This window comes from Stenotrophomonas sp. 89682_Sma (genome assembly GCF_056481405.1).
Map to the genome: position 1 here is coordinate 3,365,162 of NZ_CM151147.1, position 24,099 is coordinate 3,389,260.

Sequence of the window (24,099 nt, forward strand, 5' to 3'; positions counted from 1 at the left end):
GGCTGCAAGCATGTGGCGGTTTATCACCGCAGCAGATCGAACCGCATGCTTGGTATGTCCCCCAATACAGCGCCGCCCGAAGGCGCGCCGCAGAAAAAACATCAGCGCTTCGCCATCCCTGGTGTTGCCGCCGCCATGGTCTTGGCAGTTGCTGCGGGTGCGGGCTGGTGGATGCTTTCACGCCCCGCAAAGGAGTCAGCGGCGGAAACGCCCGCCACGGCCCCCGCCGCTGACGGACACATCACATTGGGCGTGGCGCAACAGCGCGCGCTCGGGGTGGCAACGGCGGCGGCGGACACCGCCACGCAATTGCCGGTGCCTGGCCTGCCCGCGCAAGCCGCAGCGCCGCTGGCCGCCAGCGCGCAGGTCAGCGCGCCCTACGCGGGCGTGGTCACGCGCATCCTGGTCGATGAAGGGGCTCTTGTCCGGCAAGGCCAGCCCCTGGCGCGCATCCAGAGCCGTGACGTGCTGGCCGCGCAGGGCGAACTGGCCCGCGCGCGCAGCGAGGCCACGGCGGCGGCGCTGCAAGCCAAGCGCGATGCGGCCTTGCTGACCGAGGGCATCATCCCCGCCGCTCGCAACGAGCAGTCGCAGGCGCGCGCGCAGGCCACGCAAAGCACGCTGCACCAGGCCACGGGCGCGCTGGCGCAATTGCGTCCTGTGACGGGCGGGCAGGCGGGCGAATACGAGCTGCTGGCGCCGATGGCGGGCCAGGTCGTGCGGCGGCACCTGATGCCGGGGCAGTCGGTGGCTGCGCTTGAAGCCGCCTTCGTGGTGGCCGAGGCGGGCCGCATGGACGTGAACTTCACCGCGCCGCTGCGCCTGCGCAGCGACATCAAGCCCGGCCTGCCCGTGGGCCTGCCCGATGGCAAGGTGGCCAAGGTGGTGGCGGTGGGCGCGGATGCCGACCCCGCCAGCCAGAGCCTGCGCGTGCGCGCCGGCATCGAAGGGCAGACGGCGCTCGCTGTGGGTCAGCAATTCAGCGTGAGCCTGCTGCTGCCCGCGCCTGCGGGCGCATTGGCCGTGCCGCCGTCGGCCTTGCTGCCCGCCGGGCAGAGGCATGTTCTGTATGTGGCGAGCTATGCGGCGGGCGGAGAGAAGGGGGCGATCCGCGTCCGCGCCGTAGCCGTGCAGTTGCTGGGCGGGGACGAAGCCGTCAGCGTAGTGGTGCCCGATTCCAAGGGCGGCCCTGCCTTGCTGATGAGCGGTGAGCAGGTCGTCACGCACGGCACGGCGCTGCTCAAGTCCATGCTGCCGCTGCAGTGAGGGGGCCGGGCATGCTCTCTCGTCTCATCGAGTTTTCCTTGCGCCAGCGGCTGCTGGTGCTGCTGGCCGTGCTTGCCCTCGCGGGCGCGGGCGTGGCCTCGTTCCTGCAACTGCCGATCGACGCCTACCCGGACATCTCGCCCACGCAGGTCAAGCTGATCCTGAAAGTGCCGGGCATGACGCCCGAAGAGGTCGAATCGCGTGTCATCGCACCGCTGGAGATGGAGCTGCTGGGCGTGCCGCGCGGCGTGATGCTGCGCTCCACGGCCAAGTACGCCATCGCCGACATCACGCTGGACTTTGCCGAGGGCAGCGACATCTACTGGGCGCGCCAGCAGGTGGCCGAGCGCTACGCTGCCGTCGCGGGCAGCCTGCCCGAGGGCGTGAGTGGCGGGCTGGCGCCGATCTCCACGCCGCTGTCGGACGTGTTCATGTTCACCATCGAGGGCGGCCCGCTGTCCTTGAGCGAGCGGCGCACCCTGTTGGACTGGACGCTGCGCCCCGCCTTGCGCACGCTGCCCGGCGTGGCCGACATCAACGTGCTGGGCGGCCAGGCCGCCAGCTTTGCTGTGGTGCCAGACCGCGCACGCCTGTCCGCCGCCGGGATGAGCTTCGCCGACGTGGTGACGGCCGTCAGCCGCAACAACCGCAACGACGGCGCAGGCCGCCTGGACGCGGGAGAGAACGCGCTGATCGTGCGCTCGGAAGGCGCGATCCGCAGCGCGGAGGATCTGTCGCGCGTCGTGCTGCGCGCCGCCACGGCCAGCGCGCCTGCCGTGCGCGTGGGCGATGTGGCCGCCGTGCGCATGGAGGGGCTGACCCGCTACGGCGCCGTCAGCCGTGACGGCCAGGGCGAGGCGGTAGAGGGCATCGTCGTGGCGCTGCGCGGCGCTGATGCCTCGACGCTGGTGAAGGCAATCCGCGCGCGCCTGGATGAACTCGCGCCCAGCCTGCCGCCGGGCGTGAAGGTGGTGCCCTTCTACGACCGCAGCACGCTCATCCAGCGCGCGGTGGGCACGGTGGAAAGCGCGCTGATCGAAGCGACGGTGCTGGTCGTCGTGCTGCTGCTGCTTTTCCTGGGCGAGATGCGCGCGGCGCTGGTGGTCGCGCTGATGGTGCCGCTGGCCGCACTGGGCACCTTCCTGCTGATGCGCATCGCGGGCATGAGCGCCAACCTGATGAGCCTGGGCGGGCTGGCCATCGCCATCGGCATGCTGGTCGATGCCGCCGTGGTGGTGGTGGAAAACGCCGTCAGCCGCCTCGATCCGCACGCTCATGGGGAAGGCGGCGCGCAACTGCCGCGCCTGCACCGCGTGTTCGCCGCCGCGCGCGAGGTGGCCCTGCCCGTGGCCTCGGGCATCCTCATCATCTGCCTGACCTTCGTGCCGCTGCTGACCTTGCAGGGGCTGGAAGGCAAGCTGTTCGCGCCCGTGGCGCTGACCATCGTGTTCGCGCTGGGCGTCTCACTGCTGCTGTCGCTCACGCTGGTGCCGGTGCTGTCGTCGCTACTGCTCAAGGCGCATGCGCACCGCGAGCCCTGGGTGATGCGCGGCGCGCTGCGCCTGTACCGCCCGGTGCTGGATGCCGCGCTGGCCCACCCGCTGCGGGCCACAGCCGTGGCGCTGGCGGCCCTGGTGCTGGGCGTGGTGGCCTACCTGGGCACCGGCAAGGCCTTCATGCCGACGATGGACGAGGGCGACATCCTGCTGCAGTTGCAGAAGCCGCCCTCCATCGGGCTGAACCGCTCGCGCGACATCGACCTGGCCGTGCAGAAAGCCATCCTGGCCAAAGTGCCCGAAGTGCAGCACAGCATCGCCCGCGTCGGCTCGGACGAACTGGGGCTTGATCCCATGGGCCTGAACGAAACCGATATGTTCATGCAACTCGGCGACCGCAAGACATGGCGCATGGACAAGGAAGCGCTGGGCGAAGAAATCCGCAAGGTGATGGCGGCCTTCCCCGGCCTGGACTTCGGCTTCACCCAGCCCATCGAGATGCGCGTCTCCGAAATGCTCACCGGCAGCCGTGGCGACGTGGCCATCAAGCTCTTCGGCCCCGACCTGAACACCCTGGGCGAACTGGCCGTGCGCGTTGCGGCCAGCGTCGAGAAAGTGCCCGGCGCGCGCGACGTGCTGACGCAGGCCAGCGACCACGTCGAGTACCTGCAGGTGAAGGTGGATGCACAAGCTGCGGGCCGTGCAGGCCTGGCGGTAACGGCCGTGCAGGACGAGTTGCGCGCGCAGCTCGAAGGCGTGCCAGCGGGCATGGTCATCGAAGCCAACCGGCGCACGCCCATCGTCGTGCGCGGCGATGCGCAACTGCGCGGCTCGGCCGAGCGCTTCAAGGACTTGCGGCTGGCCCGCAGCGGCTCAGCCGGCTCCGGCGACGCTGGCGACATTCCCCTTACATCACTGGCCGCCATCACCACCACCCAAGGCCCGGTGCTGGTGCGGCGCGAGAGCGGCTCGCGCTTCGCGTTGATCCAGTCCATGGTGAGCGGGCGCGATCTGGTGGGCTTTGTGGAGGAAGCCCGCGCCGCCGTGGCGCGCGACGTCCCCCTGCCCGCAGGCTACCGGCTGGAATGGGGCGGCCAGTTCGAGAACCAGCAGCGCGCGGCTGCCCGCCTGGGGCTGGTGGTGCCGGTGTCGCTGGCGATGATCTTCTTCGTGTTGTTCATGACCTTCGGCTCCGTGCGTCAGGCGGTGCTGATCCTGGGCAACGTGCCCTTCGCCCTGGTCGGCGGCATGGCCGCGCTGTGGGTGTCGGGGCAGTACCTGTCGGTGCCCGCATCGGTGGGCTTCATCGCCCTGCTGGGCATCGCCGTGCTCAACGGGCTGGTGCTGGTCACGCACTTCAACCATCTGCACGCGCTGGGCCTGCCCATGGAGCAGGTGGTGCGAGAAGGCTCGCTGCGCCGCCTGCGCCCGGTGCTGATGACCGCTTCCATCACCGCCTTCGGCCTGGTGCCCCTGTTGCTGTCCACCGGGCCGGGCTCGGAGATCCAGCGCCCGCTGGCCATCGTGGTGATCGGCGGGCTGGTCAGCTCCACCGCGCTCACGTTGGTGCTGCTGCCGGTGCTGTACCGGCGCTTTGGGCAATTGACAACAAAAGGAGCCGCCGCATGAGTGCGCCGCACAGCACCGAATGGGTGCGCCTGAACCTGGTGTTCCCCCCTGCGCTGGAAGACGCCGTGACGGACGCCCTGATGGCTGATCCGACGCTGCCCGGCTTCACGCTGCTGCACGCCGAGGGGCACAGCAGCGACTTCGCACACGCCTCCATCCGCGAGCAGGTGCGTGGCCGCGTTGACCGGCGCGTGCTGTGGGTCGTGATCGAGCGCGAGCGCGTGGATGGCCTGCTGGCCGCGCTGCGCCAGCGGATTGCATCCAGCGACGTGCGCTGGTGGATGGAGCCTGTCATGGCAATGGGGCGGCTGGTATGAAGTTTCTCTCCCCTTGCGCGGCAGCGGTGCTGGCCTGCATCCCCTGGTGGGCGCTGGCGCAGGAACCAGCGCCCCAATGGCTCCCCCCGCCCGATCAAGTTCACGCCACCCTGCAGGCGCAACCCACCGTGCGCGCGGCGGCCGAGCGCTTGCAGGCCGCAGCGGCTACCCAGCGCGCCCTGGAGGTGGGCAGCCACGAATTCCAGGCCAATTCGGGTCTCCAGCGCCGCAACGTGACCACCGAGCAGCGCCGCTACAACGAATGGGAATTGGGCATCAGCCGCACGATCCGCCTACCGGGAAAGGCCCGGCTGGATCGAGAAATCGGCAGCAGCACCCGCAGCGTGGCTGAGCTGCGCCTGGAAGATGCCGAACACCAAGTCGCCCGCCGCCTGCTCGATGCCTGGATGGGCTGGTTGCGCAGCAGCGCCGTGGCCGAAGAGACGGCGGCGCAGGATCAACTGCTTTCCCGCGAACGCGACGCCCTGGCCCGCCGCGTGACCCTCGGTGATGCGGCACGGCGCGAGATGGACGTGCTGGACGCCGAGCGCGCCACCCAGGCCGCGCAGGCCCTGATGGCGCGCGACGCCGCACTGGCGGCGCGACAAACCCTGGCCCTGGGGTTCCCCGAGATCACCGTGCCCCCCGCCTTGCCAGCGCTGCCCGAGCCGCAGGAGCTGCCTGACGGCCCGCAGGCCTGGCAGGCGCGCATCGTCCGGGAAAGCGCCGAGATCGCGATTGCCAACGGCGAAACCACGCGCCTGTTCAAGGTGGCCGAACGCACGCGCGCCGAGCGCACGCCCGACCCGACCGTGGGCGTGCGCGTCCTGTCTGATCGCGGCGGCACCGAGCGCGTCGTGGGCGTGGTGCTCTCCATTCCCTTCGGCACGGACTACCGCAGCGCCCGAGCCGCCACGGAGAGCGCCAACGCCGCAGCCGCCGAAGCCGAGGCAGCCGATGTGCGGCGCGCCATCGAGCAAGGCGCGTGGCTGGCCGTCCAAGCCGCGCAAAGCAAGCGCGCGCAATGGCAATCGCACCAGCAGGCGCTGGCTGCACAGGTCGCCGCCAACACCCGCACGCGCCGGGCCTGGGAACTGGGCGAGGCCCCGCTCGGCGAATACCTGCTGTCCCTGCGCAGCCTACGGCAGGCCCGCCTGGCGGAAACACAGGCGCGGGTGGATGCGCTGCAAGCGGCGATGCTGGTGCGCATCGATGCGCATGCGATGTGGCACTCGGAGGGTGAAGGCCATGGTGAAAACAGTGCTCACGCGGTTTCGCCATGACGGAGGGCGCGTCGGCTCAATCACCGAAAGTCGCATCCCGAAATTCCGGGGCCAGCAGAGATCATTCAGGTGAGATGAGAGCACCGTCTGCAGCACACATCATGCTTAAACCACATTGATGGTGAGCCAAGGAGGAAGGAATGGAGCTAAGACTGCGCAGCTTTCTTGCCGTGGCCGAAGAGCTTCATTTCGCGCGTGCAGCCGAGAGACTTCATGTGGAGCAACCTGCGTGTTGCGAGCGAAGACCGCTATATCGGTCGAGTCGGCGGGAGGTGCCATCGCCCAAGGAGATAGCTGATGGAGCTTCGTCATTTACGCTGTTTTCAGGCCGTGGCCGAAGAACTCCACTTCGCCCGTGCTGCCGAGCGGTTGCATATCGACCAGTCGCCGCTGTCCCGCACCATCAAGGAACTGGAGGAGGAACTCGGCGCGCGTCTGTTCGTTCGCACCACGCGCAGCACGCAACTGACCCGCGCGGGACGACTGTTCCTGGAGCACGTCTCGCGTGTCTTCGCAACGCTGGATCAAGCCCGCGATAGCGTCAAGGCCGCAGCCAACGGGTTTCATGGTCAATTGCGCATTGCCTTGTCAGATGGCATCACGCCGTCGCGCTTGCCAGCGCTGTTGGCGCGCAGTCGTGAGGAGAATCCAGAGGTGGAAATCCGGCTGTTCGAGGTGTCGCTGGATCAACAAATTAAGGGACTTCATAGCGACCTGTATGACGCTGGCTTCTCGATGGCTGAAGATGCAGGCGATGGCATCGTGGTCAGTCCCGCGTGGGATGACGAGTTGATGGTGGCGGTGCCGGCCCGCCATCCCGTGCTCGCCTTCAAACAAGTTCCGTTGAAAGAAGTGTTGCGCTACCCGCTGGCGTTGGGCGATCCGGCAGTCTGCGAAGGCCACGCGCGGCAGGTCGATCGTTTCCTGCGCAAGCTCGATCAGGAGCCGCTGATCGCGCAGCGCGTGGCAACCTTCGACGTGATGATGACTTTGGTTTCTGCTGGCTTGGCCTTGGGTCTGGCGGGCGAGGCGCATATCGCTTCCAGTCGCGAGCCAGGTGTCGTGGCCCGCCGCCTGGCTGGCAAGCCCCCCATGCTCACGACCTATCTGCTACGCCGCGATGCAGAGCCATCCGAGATGTTGGCTCGGTTCATCGAACGTGTGGCCTTCATTGATTCGGCAGACGGCATCGACACTGCCGACGACGCCTAAGCCATCCGATGAAAGGACTGGAATCATGAACAGAATGATGCTGCTGATACTCGCCGCCGCACTGACCGCATGTGGCCCGTCTCAACCTTCGGAAACCGTGGATTTCCTCGTGGCTCATCCCGAGCGCATCAAGGAGATTCAACGGCAATGCAAGGAAGATCGCACAAAGGTTGGCGATGAACTTTGCCGCCGTGCCGCCGAAGCCGCCAATCGGCGTTTCTTCGGTGATCGACCTGAACAGAAGTCCAAATAACTTCATCGCAGTCGTCTCGCTGCGACGAAATTCGCACTGTTACCCCATCACGCCGCAACGCGCTCGCGTCTGCGGCGTTTTTATTGTCTTCGCTCCTGCAAGAAATCAGGCTTTTTCGGCCTAAATCACCGCCATAACGGCCTTTGACCGGCCTGTACGCACGCCTTGATCCTCAGTGCTGCGGCACCTCCGTGTGCCGTGATTGGAGGCGAGGTTATGCAAGGGACGAACGTGCTGTTCGGTCAGATTGCCGTCGTATTCGGCATCGTGATCGCCGGCGTGTGGACAGCCACACAATGGACAGCCGCCGCCCTGGGCTACCAGCTACGCCTTGGCTCGCCCTGGTTCGACTTCTTCGGCACGCCGGTCTATCACCCCTGGCGGCTGTTCGAGTGGTGGTTCTTCTTCGACGCCTACGCGCCGCGCGTCTTTGACATCGGCGGCGCCATCGCGGGCGGTAGCGGCCTGGTGGCCGTGCTGGTGGCCATCGGCATGTCGATCTGGCGCTCGCGGCAATCGCGCCTGGTCACGACCTACGGCTCGGCGCGCTGGGCGAACGCGGACGACATTCGCAAGGCAGGGCTCACGCAACCTGCCGGTGTGTTCCTCGGCCAACACGAACGCCAGTACCTTCGGCATGAAGGCCCGGAACACGTCCTGACCTTCGCGCCCACCCGCTCGGGCAAAGGTGTCGGTCTGGTGGTGCCGACCTTGTTGAGCTGGCCTGCGTCAGCCGTCATCCACGACATCAAGGGCGAGAACTGGAGCATCACCGCGGGCTGGCGATCGCGCTTCTCGCATTGCCTGCTGTTCAACCCCACCGATGCGAAGTCGGCGGCCTACAACCCGCTGCTGGAGGTGCGGCGCGGCGCGCATGAAGTACGCGACGTGCAGAACATCGCGGACATCCTGGTCGATCCCGAGGGTGCGCTGGAGCGCCGCAATCACTGGGAGAAGACTTCGCACGCGCTGCTGGTCGGCGCCATCTTGCATGTGCTTTATGCCGGCGAGGACAAGACGCTACGCGGCGTCGCTAACTTCCTTTCCGATCCGGCTTGCCCATTCGAGCTGACGCTGCACCGGATGATGACCACGCCGCATCTCGGCGATGGCCCGCATCCCGTGGTGGCATCCGCCGCTCGCGAAGTCCTCAACAAGAGCGACAACGAGCGGTCGGGCGTGCTGTCCACCGCCATGTCGTTCCTGGGCCTCTACCGCGACCCTACGGTGGCCGAAGTCACGTCGCGTTGCGACTGGCGCATTGCCGACTTGATCGCGGCCGAGCATCCGGTGTCGCTGTACCTCGTGGTACCGCCTTCAGATATTTCGCGGACGAAGCCGCTCATTCGCCTGATCCTCAACCAGATCGGCCGGCGACTCACCGAATCGCTCGACGGCTCTGACGGCATCGCACGCCGCCACAAGCTGCTGCTGATGCTCGACGAGTTCCCGGCGCTCGGGCGGCTCGACTTCTTCGAGACGGCACTGGCCTTCATGGCGGGCTATGGCATTCGCAGCTTTCTCATCGCGCAGTCGCTCAATCAGATCGACAAGGCGTATGGGCAGAACCATTCGATTCTGGACAACTGCCATGTCCGCGTGACGTTCGCCACCAACGACGAACGCACGGCCAAGCGGATCTCCGAAACGCTGGGCACCGCAACCGAACTGCGCGCCCAGCGCAACTACGCGGGCCACCGGCTCGCGCCGTGGCTGGGGCATCTGATGGTGTCGCGCCAGGAAACCGCGCGCCCGCTGCTGACGCCGGGCGAAGTGATGCAGCTTCCGCCTGACGAAGCCGTGGTGATGGTGTCCAGCGTGGCGCCGATCAAGGCCAAAAAGCTGCGCTACTACGCGGACAGCAATTTCAAGCGGCGTGTGCTGCCGCCGCCCGTGCTTGCGGCCGAGCGCTATGCCGACGTGCCGCCATCGCGGGCCGACGACTGGAGCGGGCTGGCGATTCCCGCCGTGCCCGCCGCACCGGCCACTGCACCGGCTGATGGCCTGGAGCACTTGAGTTCGGCCGACGACGGCGGCGGCCCGCGCCGTCAGCCCGAACTCTCCGAAACCGTCGCCTACGACCCCGAACTGGCCGCGTCCGCAGCCGACCTCGGGTTGCTCGATGACGACGACGACCTGCCGCTTCCCCTTCCTCGCCAGCTTGATCCGGCCATGCAGCGCATGGCCCGGCTGGCTTCCCTCGACCCCAACGACGGAATCGAGTTATGAGCCACTACCGCCTCAACCTGTTCATCCAGCCGGAGCACGCCAAGCGTCTGGACGAGCTGGCCGCCAAGAAAGGCGTATCGAAATCCAGCATCGTCGCAGCGGCGCTCGCATCGTGGCTGTCGCCCGATGCTGCCGACCAGCGCGAGGCAGCGATTGCCAAGCGGCTTGATCGCCTGTCGCGCCATGCTGAGCGGCTGGAGCGCGACCAGAACATCCAGATCGAAACGCTGGCGCTGTTCATCCGCTACTTCCTCACGGTCAGCACTCCAGTTCCCGAGGCGCACCAAGACGCGGCGCGTGCCCAGGGCAAGGCGCGCTTCGAGCAGTTCGTGGAGCAGTTGGGCCGCCACCTGCTGCGCGGGCGCAGCCTGGTGCGTGACGTGGTGGAGGAACTGCACCCCGACCCGATGCGGATGGATGACGCGGCGGCAGTTGCCGAAGCGCAGGAGCGTGCCTCATGAGCGCCGTTCCCTCGTCCTTCGCCACCTCGCTCGACCGCCGCATCCAGATGCTCCGCACGGCGATGGGGCCGCTGATCGCCGCCGCGCTCGAAGACCCGGACGTGGTGGAAGTCATGCTCAATCCTGATCGCACCCTTTGGGTGGATCGGCTTTCATCGGGCCGCGCGCCGATGGGCGTTGAACTGTCCGAAGCGGACGGCGAACGGATCATTCGCCTTGTCGCCGCCCACGTTGGCGCAGAAGTCCATCGCGGCCAGCCGTTGCTGTCCGCCGAGCTGCCCGAAACCGGCGAGCGCTTCGAGGGCATCTTGCCGCCGGCAGCGCCGGGGCCGGCCTTCGCGCTGCGCAAGCGCGCCATCGGAGTGATCCCGCTGGAGCGGTACGTCATCGACGGGATGATGACCAGCGCGCAGGCGGGCTTTCTCGTTCGCGCCGTGCGCGAGCGGCAGAACGTGTTGATCGCCGGGGCTACCAGCAGCGGCAAGACCACGCTCGCCAATGCGCTGCTGGCCGAAATCGCCGCGACGGGCGACCGCGTGCTGGTGCTCGAAGACACGGTGGAGCTGCAATGCGCGGCCCGCGACCACGTTCCGCTGCGCACGCGGGCGGGCGTGGTGTCGATGACCGAGCTGGTGCGCTCGTCCATGCGCCTGCGCCCGGATCGCGTCGTCGTTGGCGAAGTGCGCGGCGCCGAGGCGCTGGATCTCATCAAGGTGTGGGGCACCGGCCATCCGGGCGGCATCGCCACGATCCACGCCGGCTCCGCGCTGGGCGCGCTGCTGCGCCTTGAGCAACTGATTCTCGAAGTGGCGGTGAACCCGCCCCGTGCGCTGATCGCGGAAGCGGTCAACGTGGTCATCCACATCGCCGGGCGCGGACGCAAGCGCCGCATCGAGAGCATCGCCCGCGTCGTCGGTTTCGACGGCGTGGGTTACCGACTGGCGGATGCGATGGAAACACCGTTTCCCGAGCTGCCGCCACTTCCCGATGCCGCACCCGCTGCGGCGACTTCCCCATCCCTCGACCTTTCTGGAGAACTGCCATGACGCACGTTGATGCTTTCCGTATTTCTGTAAATCCGCTTTCCCGCCGCTCCAGTCCCGCGCGGCTGGATGGCCTGGCTCGCCCGGCCATGCAGGGCTTGATGCTCGCGGCGCTGATGCTGCTGCTTGCGGGCACGGCCCAGGCCGCCGGTTCTTCGATGCCCTGGGAAGGCCCGCTGCAATCCATCCTCGAATCCATCCAGGGGCCAGTGGCGCGCATCGTCGCGGTCATCATCATCATCGCCACGGGCCTGGCGCTGGCCTTCGGCGATACGTCTGGCGGATTCCGCAAGCTGATCCAGATCGTGTTTGGCCTGTCCATCGCGTTCGCGGCTTCGAGCTTCTTCCTGTCGTTCTTCAGCTTCTCGGGCGGGGCCGTCGTATGAGTGCCCCGGACACCTGCGCGGCCGGGTTCGAGGTGCCGCTGCATCGCTCGCTCACCGAGCCGATCCTGCTGGGCGGCGCACCGCGCACCGTGGCGATCGCCAACGGTACGTTGGCCGCCGCTGTCGGGCTGGGCCTGCAACTGTGGATTCCCGGTGTCGTGCTCTGGATCGTCGGCCATTCGCTGGCGATGTGGGGCGCGCGCGTCGATCCGCAGTTCATGGCCGTGTTCGCGCGGCACATCAAACACCGCCCGCTGCTGGACGTGTAGAGGAGGACGCCGCGATGCTGAACCTCGCCGAATACCGCCAGCGCCCGGCCTTGCTTGCCGACTGGCTGCCCTGGGCCGGACTGGCGGCGCCGGGTGTCGTCTTGAACAAGGACGGCAGCTTCCAGCGCACGGCGCGCTTTCGTGGCCCCGACCTCGATAGCGCGACGCAGGGCGAGCTGATCGCCACATCGGCGCGCTTGAACAACGCGCTGCGCCGCCTGGGTTCGGGCTGGGCGCTGTTCATCGAAGCCGAGCGCCGGTCTGCCGCCGACTACCCGCACTCCGATTTCCCCGAACCGCTGTCCTGGCTGGTCGATGAAGAACGCCGCGCCGCTTTCGAGGATTCGGGCAACCACTTCGAGAGCGGCTATCACCTGACGCTGGCCTACCTGCCGTCCGAGGAATCCCGTGCCCGCGCCGCGGGCCTGCTGTATGAAAACCGTCCGACCGAAGGCGTGGATTGGCGCGAACGGCTGCACGCCTTCGTCGCTGAAACGGATCGCATCTTCGATCTGCTCGATGGCGTGATGCCGGAAATCGCATGGCTTGATGACAGCCAGACGTTGACCTACCTGCATTCGACCGTCTCGACGCGCCGCTACCGCGTCGGCGTTCCCGAAGTGCCGTTCCACATCGACGCGCTGCTGACCGATTCCGCATTGGTCGGCGGCCTGGCGCCCATGCTGGGCGACCAGCACCTGCGCGTGGTGTCGGTACGGGGCTTCCCGACCTCGACCTGGCCGGGGATTCTGGACGACCTCAACCGCCTGGGATTTGCGTATCGCTGGTCAACCCGATTCTTGTGCCTCGACAAATCCGAGGCGGAACGGGAGTTGGGGCGCCTGCGCCGCCAATGGTTCGCCAAGCGCAAGAACGTCATCGCGCTGTTGCGCGAAACGATCTTCCAGCAGGAAAGCCCGCTGGTCGATACGGACGCCAACAACAAGGCCGCCGACGCCGATGCTGCCTTGCAGGAGCTGGGCAGCGATCAAGTCGCCTTCGGCTACCTGACGGCGACCGTCACCGTCATGGACGCGGACGCCGCCGTGGCCGACGAGAAGCTGCGCATGGTGGAGCGCGTCATCCAGGGCCGGGGCTTCGTCACCATCCCCGAAGCGCTCAACGCCGTGGATGCGTGGCTTTCGTCCATTCCGGGCAACGCATACGCCAATGTCCGCCAGCCCATCGTCTCGACGCTGAACCTGGCGCACATGATGCCGGTGTCGGCGGTATGGGCCGGCCAGGAGCGCAATGCGCATCTCGATGGGCCGCCGCTGATCGTCACGCGCACAGACGGCGCCACGCCGTTCCGGCTGGTGACGCACATCGGCGACGTGGGCAACACGCTGGTGGTTGGCCCCATCGGCATGGGCAAGTCGGTGCTGCTGGCGACGATGGCGATGCAGTTCCGCCGCTATCGCGGCTCGCGCATCTTCGCCTTCGATATGGGGCGCTCGATCCGTGCGGCCATCCTGGGCATGGGCGGCGAGCACTACGACCTGGGCGCGGATGACGAGATCGCCTTCCAGCCGCTGGCCCGCATCGACCGCGAGGGCTACCGCACCTGGGCCAGCGAATGGGTCGAAGGCCGCCTACTGCACGAAGGCGCGGCCGTCGGCCCGGACGAGAAGGCGGCCATCTGGTCTGCGCTGGGGAGCCTGGCCAGCGCGCCGGTGGAGCAGCGCACGCTCACGGGCCTGACGGCCTTGCTGCAATCGAACACCTTGCGCCAGGCACTCGCGCCCTATGTCCTGGGCGGTGCGCACGGCAGGCTGCTGGATGCCGACCACGACCGCCTCGGCACGGCCGACGTGCAGGCGTTCGAGATGGAGGAGCTGATGCACAGCAAGGCCGCTGTGCTCGCGGTGCTGCGCTATCTGTTCGCGCGCTTCGAGGAGCGGTTGGATGGTGCGCCCACGCTGCTGATCCTCGATGAAGCGTGGTTGTTCCTCGATGACCCGGTGTTTGCGGCGCGCATCCGCCAGTGGCTCAAGACGCTGCGCAAGAAGAACGTCAGCGTCATCTTCGCCACGCAGTCGCTCGCGGACGTGAAGGACTCGGCCATCGCTCCGGCCATCATCGAAAGCTGCGCGAGTCGGATTTTCTTGCCGAACCCACAAGCGACCGAACCGCAGATTCGCACGATCTACGAGGGCTTCGGCCTCAACAGCCGACAGATCGAGATCGTCGCCACCGCGCAACCCAAGCGCGACTACTACTACCAATCCCGCCTCGGCAACCGCGTGTTCGACCTCGACCTGGGGCCGACGACGCTGGCCTTCGCGGGCGCTTCCACGCCGCAAGACCAGCGCGACATAGACCGCGTGCTGCTGGACGCCGGCGTGCCCGGCTTCGCGGGCGCTTGGCTGCGCCATCGCGGCCTCGATTGGGCGGCTGACCTGCTGCCCTCGTTCCCCGGCCTCGCGCCGGGTTCCCTCCGTACCGCTGACCACCCCCAGGAGAACCAACCATGAAATTGCATACCCCCAAGCTCGCCGCGTTGACCGCCGCCTGCGTGCTCGCCTTCGGCATCGCACAGCCTGCGCACGCGCTGTTCGGCGTCGGCGACATCGTGCTCGACCCGACCAATCTGGTGCAAAACACGCTCACGGCGGTTCGCACACTGGAGCAGATAAATAACCAGATCCGCCAGCTCCAGAACGAAGCGCAAATGCTCATCAACCAGGCGCGCAATCTGGCCAGCCTGCCGTCCAGCGTGGTCGGCCAGTTGCGCGCGAACCTGGCGACCACCCAGCGACTGATCGCGCAGGCCAAGGGCTTGGCCTACGACGTGACGAGCATCGACCGCGAGTTCGCGCGTCTGTATCCCGAGAAGTACGCCGCCACGGTGAGCGGCAATCAGATGTACCTCGATGCGCAAGAGCGTTGGAAGAACACGCTCAATGGCCTGCAAACCACGATGCAGATGCAGGCCCAGGCGTCGCAGAACCTGAGCGACGACGAAAGCGTGCTGGCCGACCTGGTGGGCAAGAGCCAATCGGCCGAGGGTGCGCTGCAAGCGATGCAGGCCATGAACCAGTTGCTGGCCTTGCAGGCCAAGCAGTCGATCCAGACGCAGCGCCTGCAGATCACGCAAGACCGCGCGGCCTCGCTGGAGCTGGCACGGCAGGCCGCGGCCACGGAACGCGGGCGCGAGGTGACGCGCCGCTTCCTGGGCGAAGGCACGCCGTACACGCCGCAGCCCGTCAATTTCTACAACCGCTGACGGAGGCTGCCATGCAACGCACGCCCGTCGTGTTCGCCTTCGCCGTTCATGCGCTGGTGCTGGCCGGCTGTGACCGGCCGCAGCAGTTGCCGGTGAATGCGCTCGCCGCCGACCCGGCCCGGCTGCACGCGCTGCGCGCGCAGTGCCGCACGGGCGCGCACGACGGCGCGTTTTGCGCGCAGGTGGCTCAAGCCGACCTGCGGCGCTTTCTCTCCGGCCAGGCCGGGCCGGGCGAGTACCAGACGCTCGCCGACCTGCCACCGATTCCGCCCAGCTTCGATGAACCCACCGATGCCGATGCGCCTGGGCAGGAGGACTCGCCATGAACGACGTAACGATCATCGACCGTTTCCTCGACACCTTCTCGCGCTACATCGACTCGGGCTTTGGCCTGTTGCACGGCGAAGTGGCGTTTCTGACCGCCACGCTGATCGTCATCGACATGACGCTCGCCGGGCTGTTCTGGGCGATGGGCCATGCCGCCGGCCAGGGCGAGGACGTGATTGCCAAGCTGATCCGCAAGGTGCTGTACGTCGGCGCCTTCGCCTACATCATCGGCAACTTCAACTGGCTGGCCGGCATCGTGTTCCGCTCATTCGCCGGGCTGGGCCTGACGGCCAGCGGCTCGACGTTGAGCATGGAGAACTTCCTGCAACCGGGCCGGCTGGCGAAAGTCGGCATCGACGCCGGGGCGCCGATCCTGAAACAGATCGGCGACATGGCGGGCTTTCCCGAAGTGTTCGTGAACATCACGCCCATCGTCGTGATGTTCCTCGCGTGGCTGATCGTCCTGCTGTGCTTCTTCGTGCTGGCGATCCAGCTTTTCATCACGCTGATCGAGTTCAAGCTGACCACGCTCGCGGGCTTCGTGCTGGTGCCGTTCGCGCTGTGGAACAAGACGGCGTTCCTCGCCGAGAAGGTACTGGGCAACGTGGTGTCGTCAGGCATCAAGGTGCTGGTGCTCGCGGTCATCGTGGGCATCGGTTCCGGGCTGTTCGCCGAGTTTCAGGTGCAGCCGGCCGAGCCATCCATCGACCACTCCGTGGTCGTGATGCTGGCCTCGCTGACGCTGTTGGCCTTGGGCATCTTCGGGCCGGGCATTGCGACCGGGCTGGTGTCCGGCGGGCCGCAGCTCGGCGCGGGTGCGATGGCCGGTGCCGCGCTGGGCGCGGCCGGTGCTGCTGTTGCCGTGGGCGCTGCGGCCACGGGCGTCGGCGGCGCAGTAGCCGCCGGGGCGCGCATGGCGCCCGCAGCCGCCAAGTTGGCGGGCAGCGGAGCGCGGGCCGCCACCGGAGCCGCCAGCAGCGCCCGGTCAGCGTTTCAGGCGGGTTCTGCATCCGCCGGCGGCGGCCTCAAGGGCGCTGCCGCTGGCGTGGGCAATGTCGCCAAGACCGGCGCGCAGGCAGCCGGGCAGAAGGTGGCCGAGGGCGCACGCTCGATGAAGGAGCGTGTCGCCGCTGCCTTCCGGCCCGACGACGCCGGATCGGCGTCGGGGGCCGGTGCCGCGCAGGCGGCGAACGAGCCGACCCCATCCACTGCGCAACCCGCCTGGGCCAAGCGCCTGCATCGCAGGCAGCAGCTCACCCATGCCGCGACGACCGCCGCCCACACGCTGCGCGGGGGCGACGGCGGCAGCTCCAGCCAGGGGCCAAGCCTTCGTGATTCCGATTCCTGATCCACAAGGAGAACTCCCATGCGATTCAAAAGACCGCAGGTGCGCTATGCCGATACACCGCAGCCTGCCACCCCGTACCAAACCGCCGCCCAGGTCTGGGACGAGCGCATCGGCTCGGCGCGCGTGCAGGCGAAGAACTGGCGCTTCATGGCCTTTGGCTGTCTCACGCTGGCCGTGCTGATGGCTGGTGGCCTGGTTTGGCGTTCGGCGCAGTCCATCGTGACGCCCTACGTCATCGAGGTGGACAACGCGGGCCAGGTGCGTGCTGTCGGCGAAGCCGCCACGCCGTACCGGCCCAGCGATGCGCAGATCGCGTACCACCTGGGCCGCTTCATCGGCCTGGTGCGCTCGCTGTCCATCGACCCGATCGTGGTGCGCCAGAACTGGCTCGATGCCTATGACTACACCACCGACAAGGGCGCCGTGGTGCTCAACGAGTACGCCCGCGTGAACGATCCGTTCGCGCGCATCGGCAAGGAGTCGGTGACGGTGCAGATCACCAGCGTGACCCGCGCCAGCGACACGTCTTTCAACGTGCGCTGGACGGAGACGCGCTTTGTGAACGGCGCGCTGGATCGCACCGAACGCTGGAACGCCGTGGTTTCCATCGTGCAGCAGACGCCGCGCACCGAGCAGCGGGTGCGCAAGAACCCCTTGGGCATCTACGTCAACGGGCTGTCGTGGAGCCGCGAACTGGAAGGAAACGAAGGAACCAAGCCATGAATACACATTTCCGTAAATCCGCCTTGCCGGTGATCCTGCTGGCATCCACCGTCCTGTTTGCAGGCTGCGCTTCGCAGGGCAAGCCGCCGCCGTCCATTTCGCTCGATGAGCCGGTGCAGGCCCAGCCGCTGCCGGAGCCGCCTGCGCCTGTGGAAGTAGTGGCCGTGCCGCGGGTGCTGCCGATGCCGGCGCAGATGAAACCTGTGCCGGATGCCAAGCCCACGCCGGAACCCGCCGATGAAACCTTGCGCGTGACCCGCGCCAACGCCGAGGCGCGTATCGCGCCCACGCGCGAGGGCTACGTCAACGCGATCCAGGTGTGGCCCTTCACAGACGGCGCGCTGTACCAGGTCTATGCGGCCGTGGGCCGCGTGACGGTGATCGCGCTCCAGCCCGGTGAGGAACTGGTGACGGTGGCCGCCGGCGATACCGTGCGCTGGATCGTGGGCGACACATCGAGCGGCAGCGGTGATGCGCTGCGCGTCAACGTGATGGTCAAGCCCATCCGCTCGGGCTTGAAGACCAATCTCGTCATCACCACCAGCCGCAGGACGTACCTGCTGGAGCTGACCTCGACCGAGAAGACGTGGATGGCTTCAGTGTCCTGGGAGTACCCGAAGGACAAGATGCTGGCCTTGCAGCGCCAGTCGCAGGCGGCCAGCGCCGCCGCACCGGTCGATGCCGGCCTGTCGCTGGAGAAGATCCGTTTCCGCTACGCCGTCAGCGGTAGCAATCCGCCGTGGAAGCCGCTGCGCGCCTTCGATGATGGCGAGAAGGTCTACATCCAGTTCCCACCAGGCATCGCCCAGGGCGAGCTGCCGCCGCTGTTCGTGATCGGCGCGCAGGGCGACGGACAACTGGTGAACTACCGCTTCCGCGCGCCGTACTACATCGTTGATCGCCTGTTCGGTGCGGCCGAACTGCGCCTGGGCGGGGACAAGGGCGATGTGGTGCGGATAGAGCGCACAGATGGCGTTTCCGGTGGCACGCGGAGGAACTGACCATGAGCCAGGACGACACTCCTGACCTTGCCGCGCCACAGGCGGGCAAGGTCGCGCCCGAGGCGGTGGCGCTGCGCGCCCAGCCGCGCCCGGTCACGCGCCTGAACCGGCGCACGCTGGCCATCCTCGTCGGCGGCCTGTCGGTCGCCGTGCTCGGAGCCACGATCTGGTCATTGCAGCCGCATCGGCGCGGCGCGGGCGAGCAGACCGAGCTTTACAACGTGGATCGTGTCTCGAAGTCCGAAGGGCTGGACGGCCTGCCGGCCGACTACTCGAAGCTGCCGCCGAAGGTGCCCGAGCTGGGGCCGCCGCTGCCGGGCGATCTCGGCCCGGCCATCGTGAAGTCGCAGCAGCCGGTGACGCCGACGTATGCACCACCGGGCCACGACCCGGAGGATGCGCGGCGCAAGGAGGCCGATGCGGCGGCGGGTTCGTCGGTGTTCTTCCGCTCGGGCAACCAAGGCAAGGCCACCGCGCCGGTCACGGCGCAAGCCGCTGCGGCTGCGCCCGGCAGTGCCTTGGCGGGTTTCGACCCGCTGGCCGCTGGCCCGGCTTCGACGGCGGCCCAGCCATCCGACCCGACCGCCGTGCAGAACCGGCAAGACCAGAAAGAGGCGTTCCTGAAAGGCGGCTCTACGGAAACCCGCAATTCCGGCAATCTGCAAATGCCGTCCTCGCCGTATCAGGTCATGGCGGGAACAGTGATCGCCGGGGCGCTGGTGACGGGCATCAAGTCGGACTTGCCGGGCGACGTGATCGCCACGGTGACGGAGCCGGTCTATGACACGGCCACAGGCAAGTTCCTGCTGATCCCGCAGGGATCGCGCATCCTGGGCAAGTACAACAGCCAGGTCAGCTATGGGCAGAGCCGCGTACAAGTGGTGTGGAACCGCGTCATCCTGCCGGACACGTCATCGCTGAAGCTCGACAACCTGGCGGGCACCGACCCTGCCGGCTACGCCGGCCTGGAGGATGGCGTCGATTGGCATTGGGATCGCGTCTTTGCCGGTGCGGCGCTGACGACGCTGCTGGGCGTGGGCGCCGAGCTGGCCGCGCCGGAGAACCGGCAGAACGGCAATCGCATCGTGATCGCTGGGCGCGATAGCGCACAGGACAGCATCAATCAGGTCGGACAGGAGATGACCCGGCGCAACATGAACATCCAGCCGACGCTGACCGAACGGCCGGGCCTGCCGGTTCGCATCATCGTCAACCGCGATCTGGTGTTGCGGCCGTACCAGCCGATGTTCTTCCAGCGGGGAGCAATGCAATGAGCACGACCAAGAAGCTGCGGCTCGGCCCGCTGCCCAAGACCGAGAATGTGAAGCTGACCTTCGCTTGCCCGGCCAGCCTGAAAGCCGATCTCGACCGCTACGCCGCGTTGCACGCGCAGGCGTATGGCGAGGCGGTCGATGCAACGACGTTGATTCCGCACATGCTGGAGGCGTTCATGGCGGGGGATCGGGGATTCAGGAAGGGCACGGCGACACGGAGCGCGCCAACGAAGCCAACATGATGGCGTTGCGTACCAATGGCATCCGTCGAACGCGCAGCCCCAGGCTGCGCGTTCTTCGTTCTGGATGTTGCGAAGCCTCTTGGGCTATCATGGAGTAACAAGCCCGCCGTCTCCCGGCAACTCAGCACGATCAAGTGCGATCCGGCTTTCTCTTCCGACGCTCTTATGTGGCACCTAGCCCACCAAGCCGCAATCCTTCAAAGCGGCCCCGAAAAGAGCTAACCTGCTGTCTCATATACGGTTTCAAGTCCTACGTGCTTTGCACGACAAACTTGACACCGGCACTTTTTTGTTGCGCTCTGCATTCACGCGAATATGCGCCTGAATGTATCGATTGTTAATCCAGGCGCTATTTATCAGATATTCATTTTTTGACGTGGCGGACTCTGCAGAAAACGCACGAAACGCCCCTGTCGAGCGGGTGTGACGATCATCCGTGTGCGCTGTTACTGATCGTTACAGAGATGCGCAACGAAAGTTAAGCGTGTGTTACGTTGAGGCCACGCCGCCAAACCGCATAGGCAGGGCAGCTGAACAGAATCGAAATCCCAGGAAAGGGATACACGCGTCATCACGATCACACGGAGTAATCGCATGTCTCGTCGTCGCTTCGCATTCTCGCACCACCCGCTCACCCACGCCGTCGCCTGCGGCTTGTTGCTGGCCGGCAGCAGCGCCACCGTACTCGCCCAGGACAGCAGCAAGGCCGCCACCAACCTGGACCGGGTCACGGTCACCGGCTCGCTGATCCCGCAGACGCAGATTGAAAACCAGACGCCGGTGCTGACCATCAGCGCCGAGGCGATTCAGGCGCGCGGTTTCTCCAGCGTTGCCGAAGTGCTGCAGCAGTCCTCGTTGACCACTGGCGGCCTGCAAGGCGGCCAGACCTCGGCATCCTTCACCCAGGGTGCTGAAGCGGCTGGCATGTTCGGCTTGAACCCTGGCTACACCAAGTACCTGATCAACGGCCGCCCGATGCTTTCGTATCCGGCGCTGTACAACGGCAGCGACGCGTTCAACAACATCAGCGGCATCCCTATCGACATCGTCGACCGCATCGAGGTGCTGCCGGGCGGCCAGTCATCCCTGTACGGTTCGGACGCGATCGCCGGCGTGGTCAACATCATCCTCAAGGAACGCATGGACGGCGGCACCCTGAACGTGCGCGGCGGCGCATATTCCGATGGCGGTGGCGCCAGCTTCCGCGTGAGCGGCGCCAATGGCTTCAACAGCAAGGACGATCGCTTCCGCGCCCTGGTCAATGTGCAGTATGAAAAGACCAACCCGATCTGGGGCTACCAGCGCGACATCACCAAGCAGAACAATCCGCATGGCTACACGCGCCAGCTGCCCTCGAACGACTTCCTGGTCTTCGACGCGGATACCAATGATTTCCTGATGATGGATCCGAACAACTGCGCCGGCGTTTCCGGCCAGTTCGGCGGCACCACCATCCTCGGTACGCGCCGCGCTGGACAATCCTGCGGCTCCGCGTTCGGCGCAGGTTACAAGACGATCAAGAACAGCAAGGAAAGCAGCCAGTTCTATTCGTCGCTGACCTACGATGTGAATGACAACCTGCAGCTGTTCGGCGATGTCCTCTACAGCTACGAAACCGTCAAGTACAACACCGGTGCCGGCTACAACTACTGGGGCACGGATATCAGCATGGGTCCGTTCTTCGATCAGTCCAGCGGTCGCTATCTGGGGCTGCAACGCGTGTTCGCACCCGAAGACATCGGCGGCATTGGCTACCGCGACATCATGAATACCGACCGCAGCAAGTCCTATCAGGTCACGCTGGGTGCACGCGGCGCGATCGGCAGCAACTGGGACTACGAGGCCAGCGTCACCCGCGGCGAGTACAAGCTCAACGAGCGTGGCTATGCACGCTGGAACGACCCGATCAACAACTGGTTCGCCGACAACGTGCTGGGACCGGTGCTGGGCCAGACCGACGACGGCTACAACATCTACAACCCGAACTGGGGCGCCTTCTATTCCCAGCTGCCGCAAGGGGCCTTCCAGAGCTTCACCGGCTTCACCACCAGCCGCAGCCGCACCTGGCAGACCCAGACCCGCGCGCAGATCACCAACAGCTCGCTGTTCAAGCTGCCCGGTGGCGACGCTGGCTTCGCCGCCGTGGTTGAAGGCGGCAGCGAAGGGTGGAACTACACGCCGGACGTGCGCCTGACCGACGGCACGGTGTTCGGTACCACCTCGGTGGCGGGCAACGGCCATCGCAGCAACTACGCTGTCACCAGCGAACTGCGTCTGCCGTTGCATGACATGCTGACGGTCACCGCTTCCGGCCGCTACGACAACTTCAAGATCGCCGGCCATACCGTAGACAAGCCCACCTACAGCATCGGCCTCGAGTTCCGCCCCTTCGAAAGCCTGCTGGTCCGCGGCAAGTACGGCACCGCGTTCCGCGCCCCGTCCCTTCCCGATGCCTTCCAGGGCAAGAGCGGCTACTACGCCAATGGATCCAAGGATTACTACCGCTGTGGCCAGCTCGGGTTCGATCCGTCCAACACGGTCGACTGTCGCTACGGCAGCGTGTCGGTCTTCGGCACCCAGTCGGGCAATCCGGAGTTGAAGCCGATTACCGCCGACGTGTGGAACGCGGGCCTGGTGTGGGCGCCGATCAACAACCTGTCGGTGTCCCTGGACTACTACAACTGGAAGATCAAGAACGAGGTCAACACCCTCAGCTCCGACCAGTTGCTGCTGGCCGAGTACTACTGCCGCAACGGCCTGACCAACACCGCCGGCGCCACCTGCGAGGAAGTGGCCAACTGGGTCACCCGTGATGCCACCGGCGCGCTGGAGGAGATCTACACGCCGAAGCTGAACGTGGCGCGGCAGAACCTCGAGGCGGTCACCGCCAGCTTCAAGTACGTGCAGGACATCGGTCGCTTCGGTTCGCTGCAGTTCTCCAGCAACTACACCAACATGCTCAAGCGTGAACTGCAGCCGCAGCTCAACGACCCATTCCTGGATCTGCTGGGCAACCCGTACGCAATGTGGGTGTACGACTCCTACGCCAAGGTCCGGGCTGACGGCTCGATCGGCTGGGCGATCGACAAGTTCACCACCACGCTGTACTTCAATTACATCGGCCGCACGCCGAACTACCTGTCCTACCTGGGCCGCGGCTATGACTATGTCGATCCGACGTCCGGCTACAAGGCTGGCAAGTGGGGCTCTTACACGACGTACAACCTGAGCGTGAACTACCGCGCGATGGACAACCTGACGTTCTCGCTGATGGTCAACAACCTGTTCAACAAGGTGCCGGACAACCAGCAGCACTCCTATGCCGGCAACATCGACGTGCCGTACAACAACTCCCTGTACAACGCCTACGGGCGTGCGATCTACGTGCAGGCGCAGTACGACTTCGGCAGGAAGTAAGCCCCTCCTCCCTGTTGGACACCCCGCCCAGGCGGGGCGTTCCTGCAGAACACCAGGACCCCGCTTCGGCGGGGTCTTTTTTGCCCGCTTCCGGCCAGAACGCTGAATAGATTTTCAAACTTTACTTTCTTGCAATAACCCCCTGAAAAGTCACGGAATGAAACCTTGCCGACCTGGCTCGACACCCAAGGCCGTTGGATCTGAAAGGAATGGGGCATCGGCAATCTCGTTGATCCGCAGTCAGGCGGCACTGTCGGCAACATGAGGCACGCTCTGAGCCCAGCGGAAGTTGGCGACATTGGTGCGCAGCACAACTACGTTCAAAAGCCGTTCGAACGGCCTACCGATCTCCCGTCTGAGCATTGATCGCCTGATGAATCCAATGCCCCGCAAACGGGTTGCTTCGCCGCCTCATGCAATCTTGAGGTGATGCCCCAAGGCGACCTGGCCGGGCCGGCTGCGGGCGATGGGATGCCCCACCTTGCAGGACGGTCGCCACGCCCTGACCCGCCAGCCTGCTGCAGCTGAACGCACCCTACAGGCACGTCGGGCACAGAGACCCTCAGGTTCCCCGCGCATGTCTCCCCGCGCAAAGGCAACCGCCACTTTGCGCAAAGTTGACCTTAACAGCCTATTCAGCATCCATTGGAAGATCTCGACGCCGCGATTACAACTGATACCAAGTCGCTGAATTTGT

Annotated in this window: 20 protein-coding genes and 1 pseudogene; all 21 read left to right on the forward strand. The window is 66.3% G+C overall.

The window, feature by feature from the left end:
- The first annotated feature begins 54 nt into the window (after window positions 1-54).
- The gene (locus ACZK29_RS15695; RefSeq protein ID WP_197622091.1) at window positions 55-1,266 is read left to right on the forward strand and encodes an efflux RND transporter periplasmic adaptor subunit; all 1,212 of its coding nucleotides are present in this window, start codon (window positions 55-57) and stop codon (window positions 1,264-1,266) included.
- Between the two features lie 11 nt (window positions 1,267-1,277).
- Window positions 1,278-4,391, forward strand: coding sequence for an efflux RND transporter permease subunit (locus ACZK29_RS15700; RefSeq protein ID WP_104656788.1), 3,114 nt, complete (start codon window positions 1,278-1,280; stop codon window positions 4,389-4,391).
- On the forward strand, window positions 4,388-4,708 hold the full coding sequence (locus ACZK29_RS15705) for a DUF3240 family protein (RefSeq protein WP_104656787.1): 321 nt from the start codon (window positions 4,388-4,390) through the stop codon (window positions 4,706-4,708). Before ACZK29_RS15700 ends, ACZK29_RS15705 begins: the two co-directional genes overlap by 4 nt.
- 26 nt (window positions 4,709-4,734) lie before the next feature.
- Entirely contained in the window at window positions 4,735-5,991 is a 1,257-nt protein-coding gene (locus ACZK29_RS15710) for a TolC family protein (protein ID WP_478446223.1), read from the forward strand.
- A 140-nt stretch (window positions 5,992-6,131) separates the two neighbouring features.
- Window positions 6,132-6,185: pseudogene (locus tag ACZK29_RS15715) on the forward strand (hypothetical protein); the annotation flags it as partial.
- A gap of 103 nt (window positions 6,186-6,288) precedes the next feature.
- Complete coding sequence (locus ACZK29_RS15720; protein WP_104656785.1) at window positions 6,289-7,203, forward strand: LysR family transcriptional regulator; 915 nt, start codon at window positions 6,289-6,291, stop codon at window positions 7,201-7,203.
- Between the two features lie 25 nt (window positions 7,204-7,228).
- A complete protein-coding gene (locus tag ACZK29_RS15725) occupies window positions 7,229-7,456 on the forward strand; it encodes an EexN family lipoprotein (protein ID WP_104656784.1) in 228 nt (75 codons plus the stop codon).
- 216 nt (window positions 7,457-7,672) lie between these two features.
- Window positions 7,673-9,685: a conjugal transfer protein TraG gene (locus ACZK29_RS15730; RefSeq protein ID WP_104656783.1), complete on the forward strand. Its 2,013-nt coding sequence runs from the start codon at window positions 7,673-7,675 to the stop codon at window positions 9,683-9,685.
- Window positions 9,682-10,146, forward strand: a complete 465-nt coding sequence (locus ACZK29_RS15735; RefSeq protein WP_041104112.1) for a ribbon-helix-helix protein, CopG family — start codon at window positions 9,682-9,684, stop codon at window positions 10,144-10,146. Before ACZK29_RS15730 ends, ACZK29_RS15735 begins: the two co-directional genes overlap by 4 nt.
- A gap of 47 nt (window positions 10,147-10,193) precedes the next feature.
- Window positions 10,194-11,192 (forward strand): P-type conjugative transfer ATPase TrbB, encoded by a 999-nt coding sequence (gene trbB, locus ACZK29_RS15740; RefSeq protein WP_425602039.1) that lies wholly within the window; start codon window positions 10,194-10,196, stop codon window positions 11,190-11,192.
- On the forward strand, window positions 11,189-11,575 hold the full coding sequence (locus tag ACZK29_RS15745; protein ID WP_041104116.1) for a TrbC/VirB2 family type IV secretion system protein: 387 nt from the start codon (window positions 11,189-11,191) through the stop codon (window positions 11,573-11,575). The genes trbB and ACZK29_RS15745 overlap by 4 nt, the downstream gene beginning before the upstream one ends.
- Window positions 11,572-11,844: a VirB3 family type IV secretion system protein gene (locus ACZK29_RS15750; RefSeq protein WP_104656782.1), complete on the forward strand. Its 273-nt coding sequence runs from the start codon at window positions 11,572-11,574 to the stop codon at window positions 11,842-11,844. The genes ACZK29_RS15745 and ACZK29_RS15750 overlap by 4 nt, the downstream gene beginning before the upstream one ends.
- A 14-nt stretch (window positions 11,845-11,858) precedes the next feature.
- On the forward strand, window positions 11,859-14,318 hold the full coding sequence (trbE, locus tag ACZK29_RS15755; RefSeq protein WP_104656781.1) for a conjugal transfer protein TrbE: 2,460 nt from the start codon (window positions 11,859-11,861) through the stop codon (window positions 14,316-14,318).
- Window positions 14,315-15,070, forward strand: coding sequence for a P-type conjugative transfer protein TrbJ (gene trbJ, locus ACZK29_RS15760; RefSeq protein ID WP_059400476.1), 756 nt, complete (start codon window positions 14,315-14,317; stop codon window positions 15,068-15,070). Before trbE ends, trbJ begins: the two co-directional genes overlap by 4 nt.
- A gap of 11 nt (window positions 15,071-15,081) precedes the next feature.
- Entirely contained in the window at window positions 15,082-15,396 is a 315-nt protein-coding gene (locus tag ACZK29_RS15765) for a hypothetical protein (RefSeq protein ID WP_104656780.1), read from the forward strand.
- Window positions 15,393-16,745, forward strand: coding sequence for a P-type conjugative transfer protein TrbL (gene trbL, locus ACZK29_RS15770; protein ID WP_104656779.1), 1,353 nt, complete (start codon window positions 15,393-15,395; stop codon window positions 16,743-16,745). Before ACZK29_RS15765 ends, trbL begins: the two co-directional genes overlap by 4 nt.
- An 18-nt stretch (window positions 16,746-16,763) precedes the next feature.
- Window positions 16,764-17,468, forward strand: a complete 705-nt coding sequence (gene trbF, locus ACZK29_RS15775) for a conjugal transfer protein TrbF (protein ID WP_104656778.1) — start codon at window positions 16,764-16,766, stop codon at window positions 17,466-17,468.
- Complete coding sequence (gene trbG, locus ACZK29_RS15780) at window positions 17,465-18,469, forward strand: P-type conjugative transfer protein TrbG (protein WP_104656777.1); 1,005 nt, start codon at window positions 17,465-17,467, stop codon at window positions 18,467-18,469. The genes trbF and trbG overlap by 4 nt, the downstream gene beginning before the upstream one ends.
- Window positions 18,470-18,471: 2 nt before the next feature.
- A complete protein-coding gene (locus ACZK29_RS15785; protein ID WP_104656776.1) occupies window positions 18,472-19,743 on the forward strand; it encodes a TraB/TrbI/VirB10 family type IV secretion system protein in 1,272 nt (423 codons plus the stop codon).
- Window positions 19,740-19,985, forward strand: a complete 246-nt coding sequence (locus ACZK29_RS15790; protein WP_104656775.1) for a DUF2274 domain-containing protein — start codon at window positions 19,740-19,742, stop codon at window positions 19,983-19,985. The genes ACZK29_RS15785 and ACZK29_RS15790 overlap by 4 nt, the downstream gene beginning before the upstream one ends.
- Window positions 19,986-20,579: 594 nt before the next feature.
- On the forward strand, window positions 20,580-23,402 hold the full coding sequence (locus ACZK29_RS15795) for a TonB-dependent receptor domain-containing protein (protein ID WP_005410502.1): 2,823 nt from the start codon (window positions 20,580-20,582) through the stop codon (window positions 23,400-23,402).
- Window positions 23,403-24,099 lie beyond the last annotated feature (697 nt).

Excerpts from the sequence above, each read along its gene's own strand:
- ACZK29_RS15720 (WP_104656785.1), top strand. The coding sequence starts at position 6,289 with ATGGAGCTTCGTCATTTACGCTGTTTTCAGGCCGTGGCCGAAGAACTC.
- trbB (WP_425602039.1), top strand. The coding sequence starts at position 10,194 with ATGCTCCGCACGGCGATGGGGCCGCTGATCGCCGCCGCGCTCGAAGAC.
- ACZK29_RS15795 (WP_005410502.1), top strand. The coding sequence starts at position 20,580 with ATGTCTCGTCGTCGCTTCGCATTCTCGCACCACCCGCTCACCCACGCC.
- ACZK29_RS15750 (WP_104656782.1), top strand. The coding sequence starts at position 11,572 with ATGAGTGCCCCGGACACCTGCGCGGCCGGGTTCGAGGTGCCGCTGCAT.
- trbE (WP_104656781.1), top strand. The coding sequence starts at position 11,859 with ATGCTGAACCTCGCCGAATACCGCCAGCGCCCGGCCTTGCTTGCCGAC.
- trbF (WP_104656778.1), top strand. The coding sequence starts at position 16,764 with ATGCGATTCAAAAGACCGCAGGTGCGCTATGCCGATACACCGCAGCCT.
- ACZK29_RS15745 (WP_041104116.1), top strand. The coding sequence starts at position 11,189 with ATGACGCACGTTGATGCTTTCCGTATTTCTGTAAATCCGCTTTCCCGC.
- ACZK29_RS15735 (WP_041104112.1), top strand. The coding sequence starts at position 9,682 with ATGAGCCACTACCGCCTCAACCTGTTCATCCAGCCGGAGCACGCCAAG.
- trbL (WP_104656779.1), top strand. The coding sequence starts at position 15,393 with ATGAACGACGTAACGATCATCGACCGTTTCCTCGACACCTTCTCGCGC.
- ACZK29_RS15765 (WP_104656780.1), top strand. The coding sequence starts at position 15,082 with ATGCAACGCACGCCCGTCGTGTTCGCCTTCGCCGTTCATGCGCTGGTG.
- ACZK29_RS15790 (WP_104656775.1), top strand. The coding sequence starts at position 19,740 with ATGAGCACGACCAAGAAGCTGCGGCTCGGCCCGCTGCCCAAGACCGAG.
- ACZK29_RS15700 (WP_104656788.1), top strand. The coding sequence starts at position 1,278 with ATGCTCTCTCGTCTCATCGAGTTTTCCTTGCGCCAGCGGCTGCTGGTG.
- ACZK29_RS15705 (WP_104656787.1), top strand. The coding sequence starts at position 4,388 with ATGAGTGCGCCGCACAGCACCGAATGGGTGCGCCTGAACCTGGTGTTC.
- ACZK29_RS15785 (WP_104656776.1), top strand. The coding sequence starts at position 18,472 with ATGAGCCAGGACGACACTCCTGACCTTGCCGCGCCACAGGCGGGCAAG.
- ACZK29_RS15725 (WP_104656784.1), top strand. The coding sequence starts at position 7,229 with ATGAACAGAATGATGCTGCTGATACTCGCCGCCGCACTGACCGCATGT.
- trbJ (WP_059400476.1), top strand. The coding sequence starts at position 14,315 with ATGAAATTGCATACCCCCAAGCTCGCCGCGTTGACCGCCGCCTGCGTG.
- ACZK29_RS15730 (WP_104656783.1), top strand. The coding sequence starts at position 7,673 with ATGCAAGGGACGAACGTGCTGTTCGGTCAGATTGCCGTCGTATTCGGC.
- trbG (WP_104656777.1), top strand. The coding sequence starts at position 17,465 with ATGAATACACATTTCCGTAAATCCGCCTTGCCGGTGATCCTGCTGGCA.
- ACZK29_RS15695 (WP_197622091.1), top strand. The coding sequence starts at position 55 with ATGTCCCCCAATACAGCGCCGCCCGAAGGCGCGCCGCAGAAAAAACAT.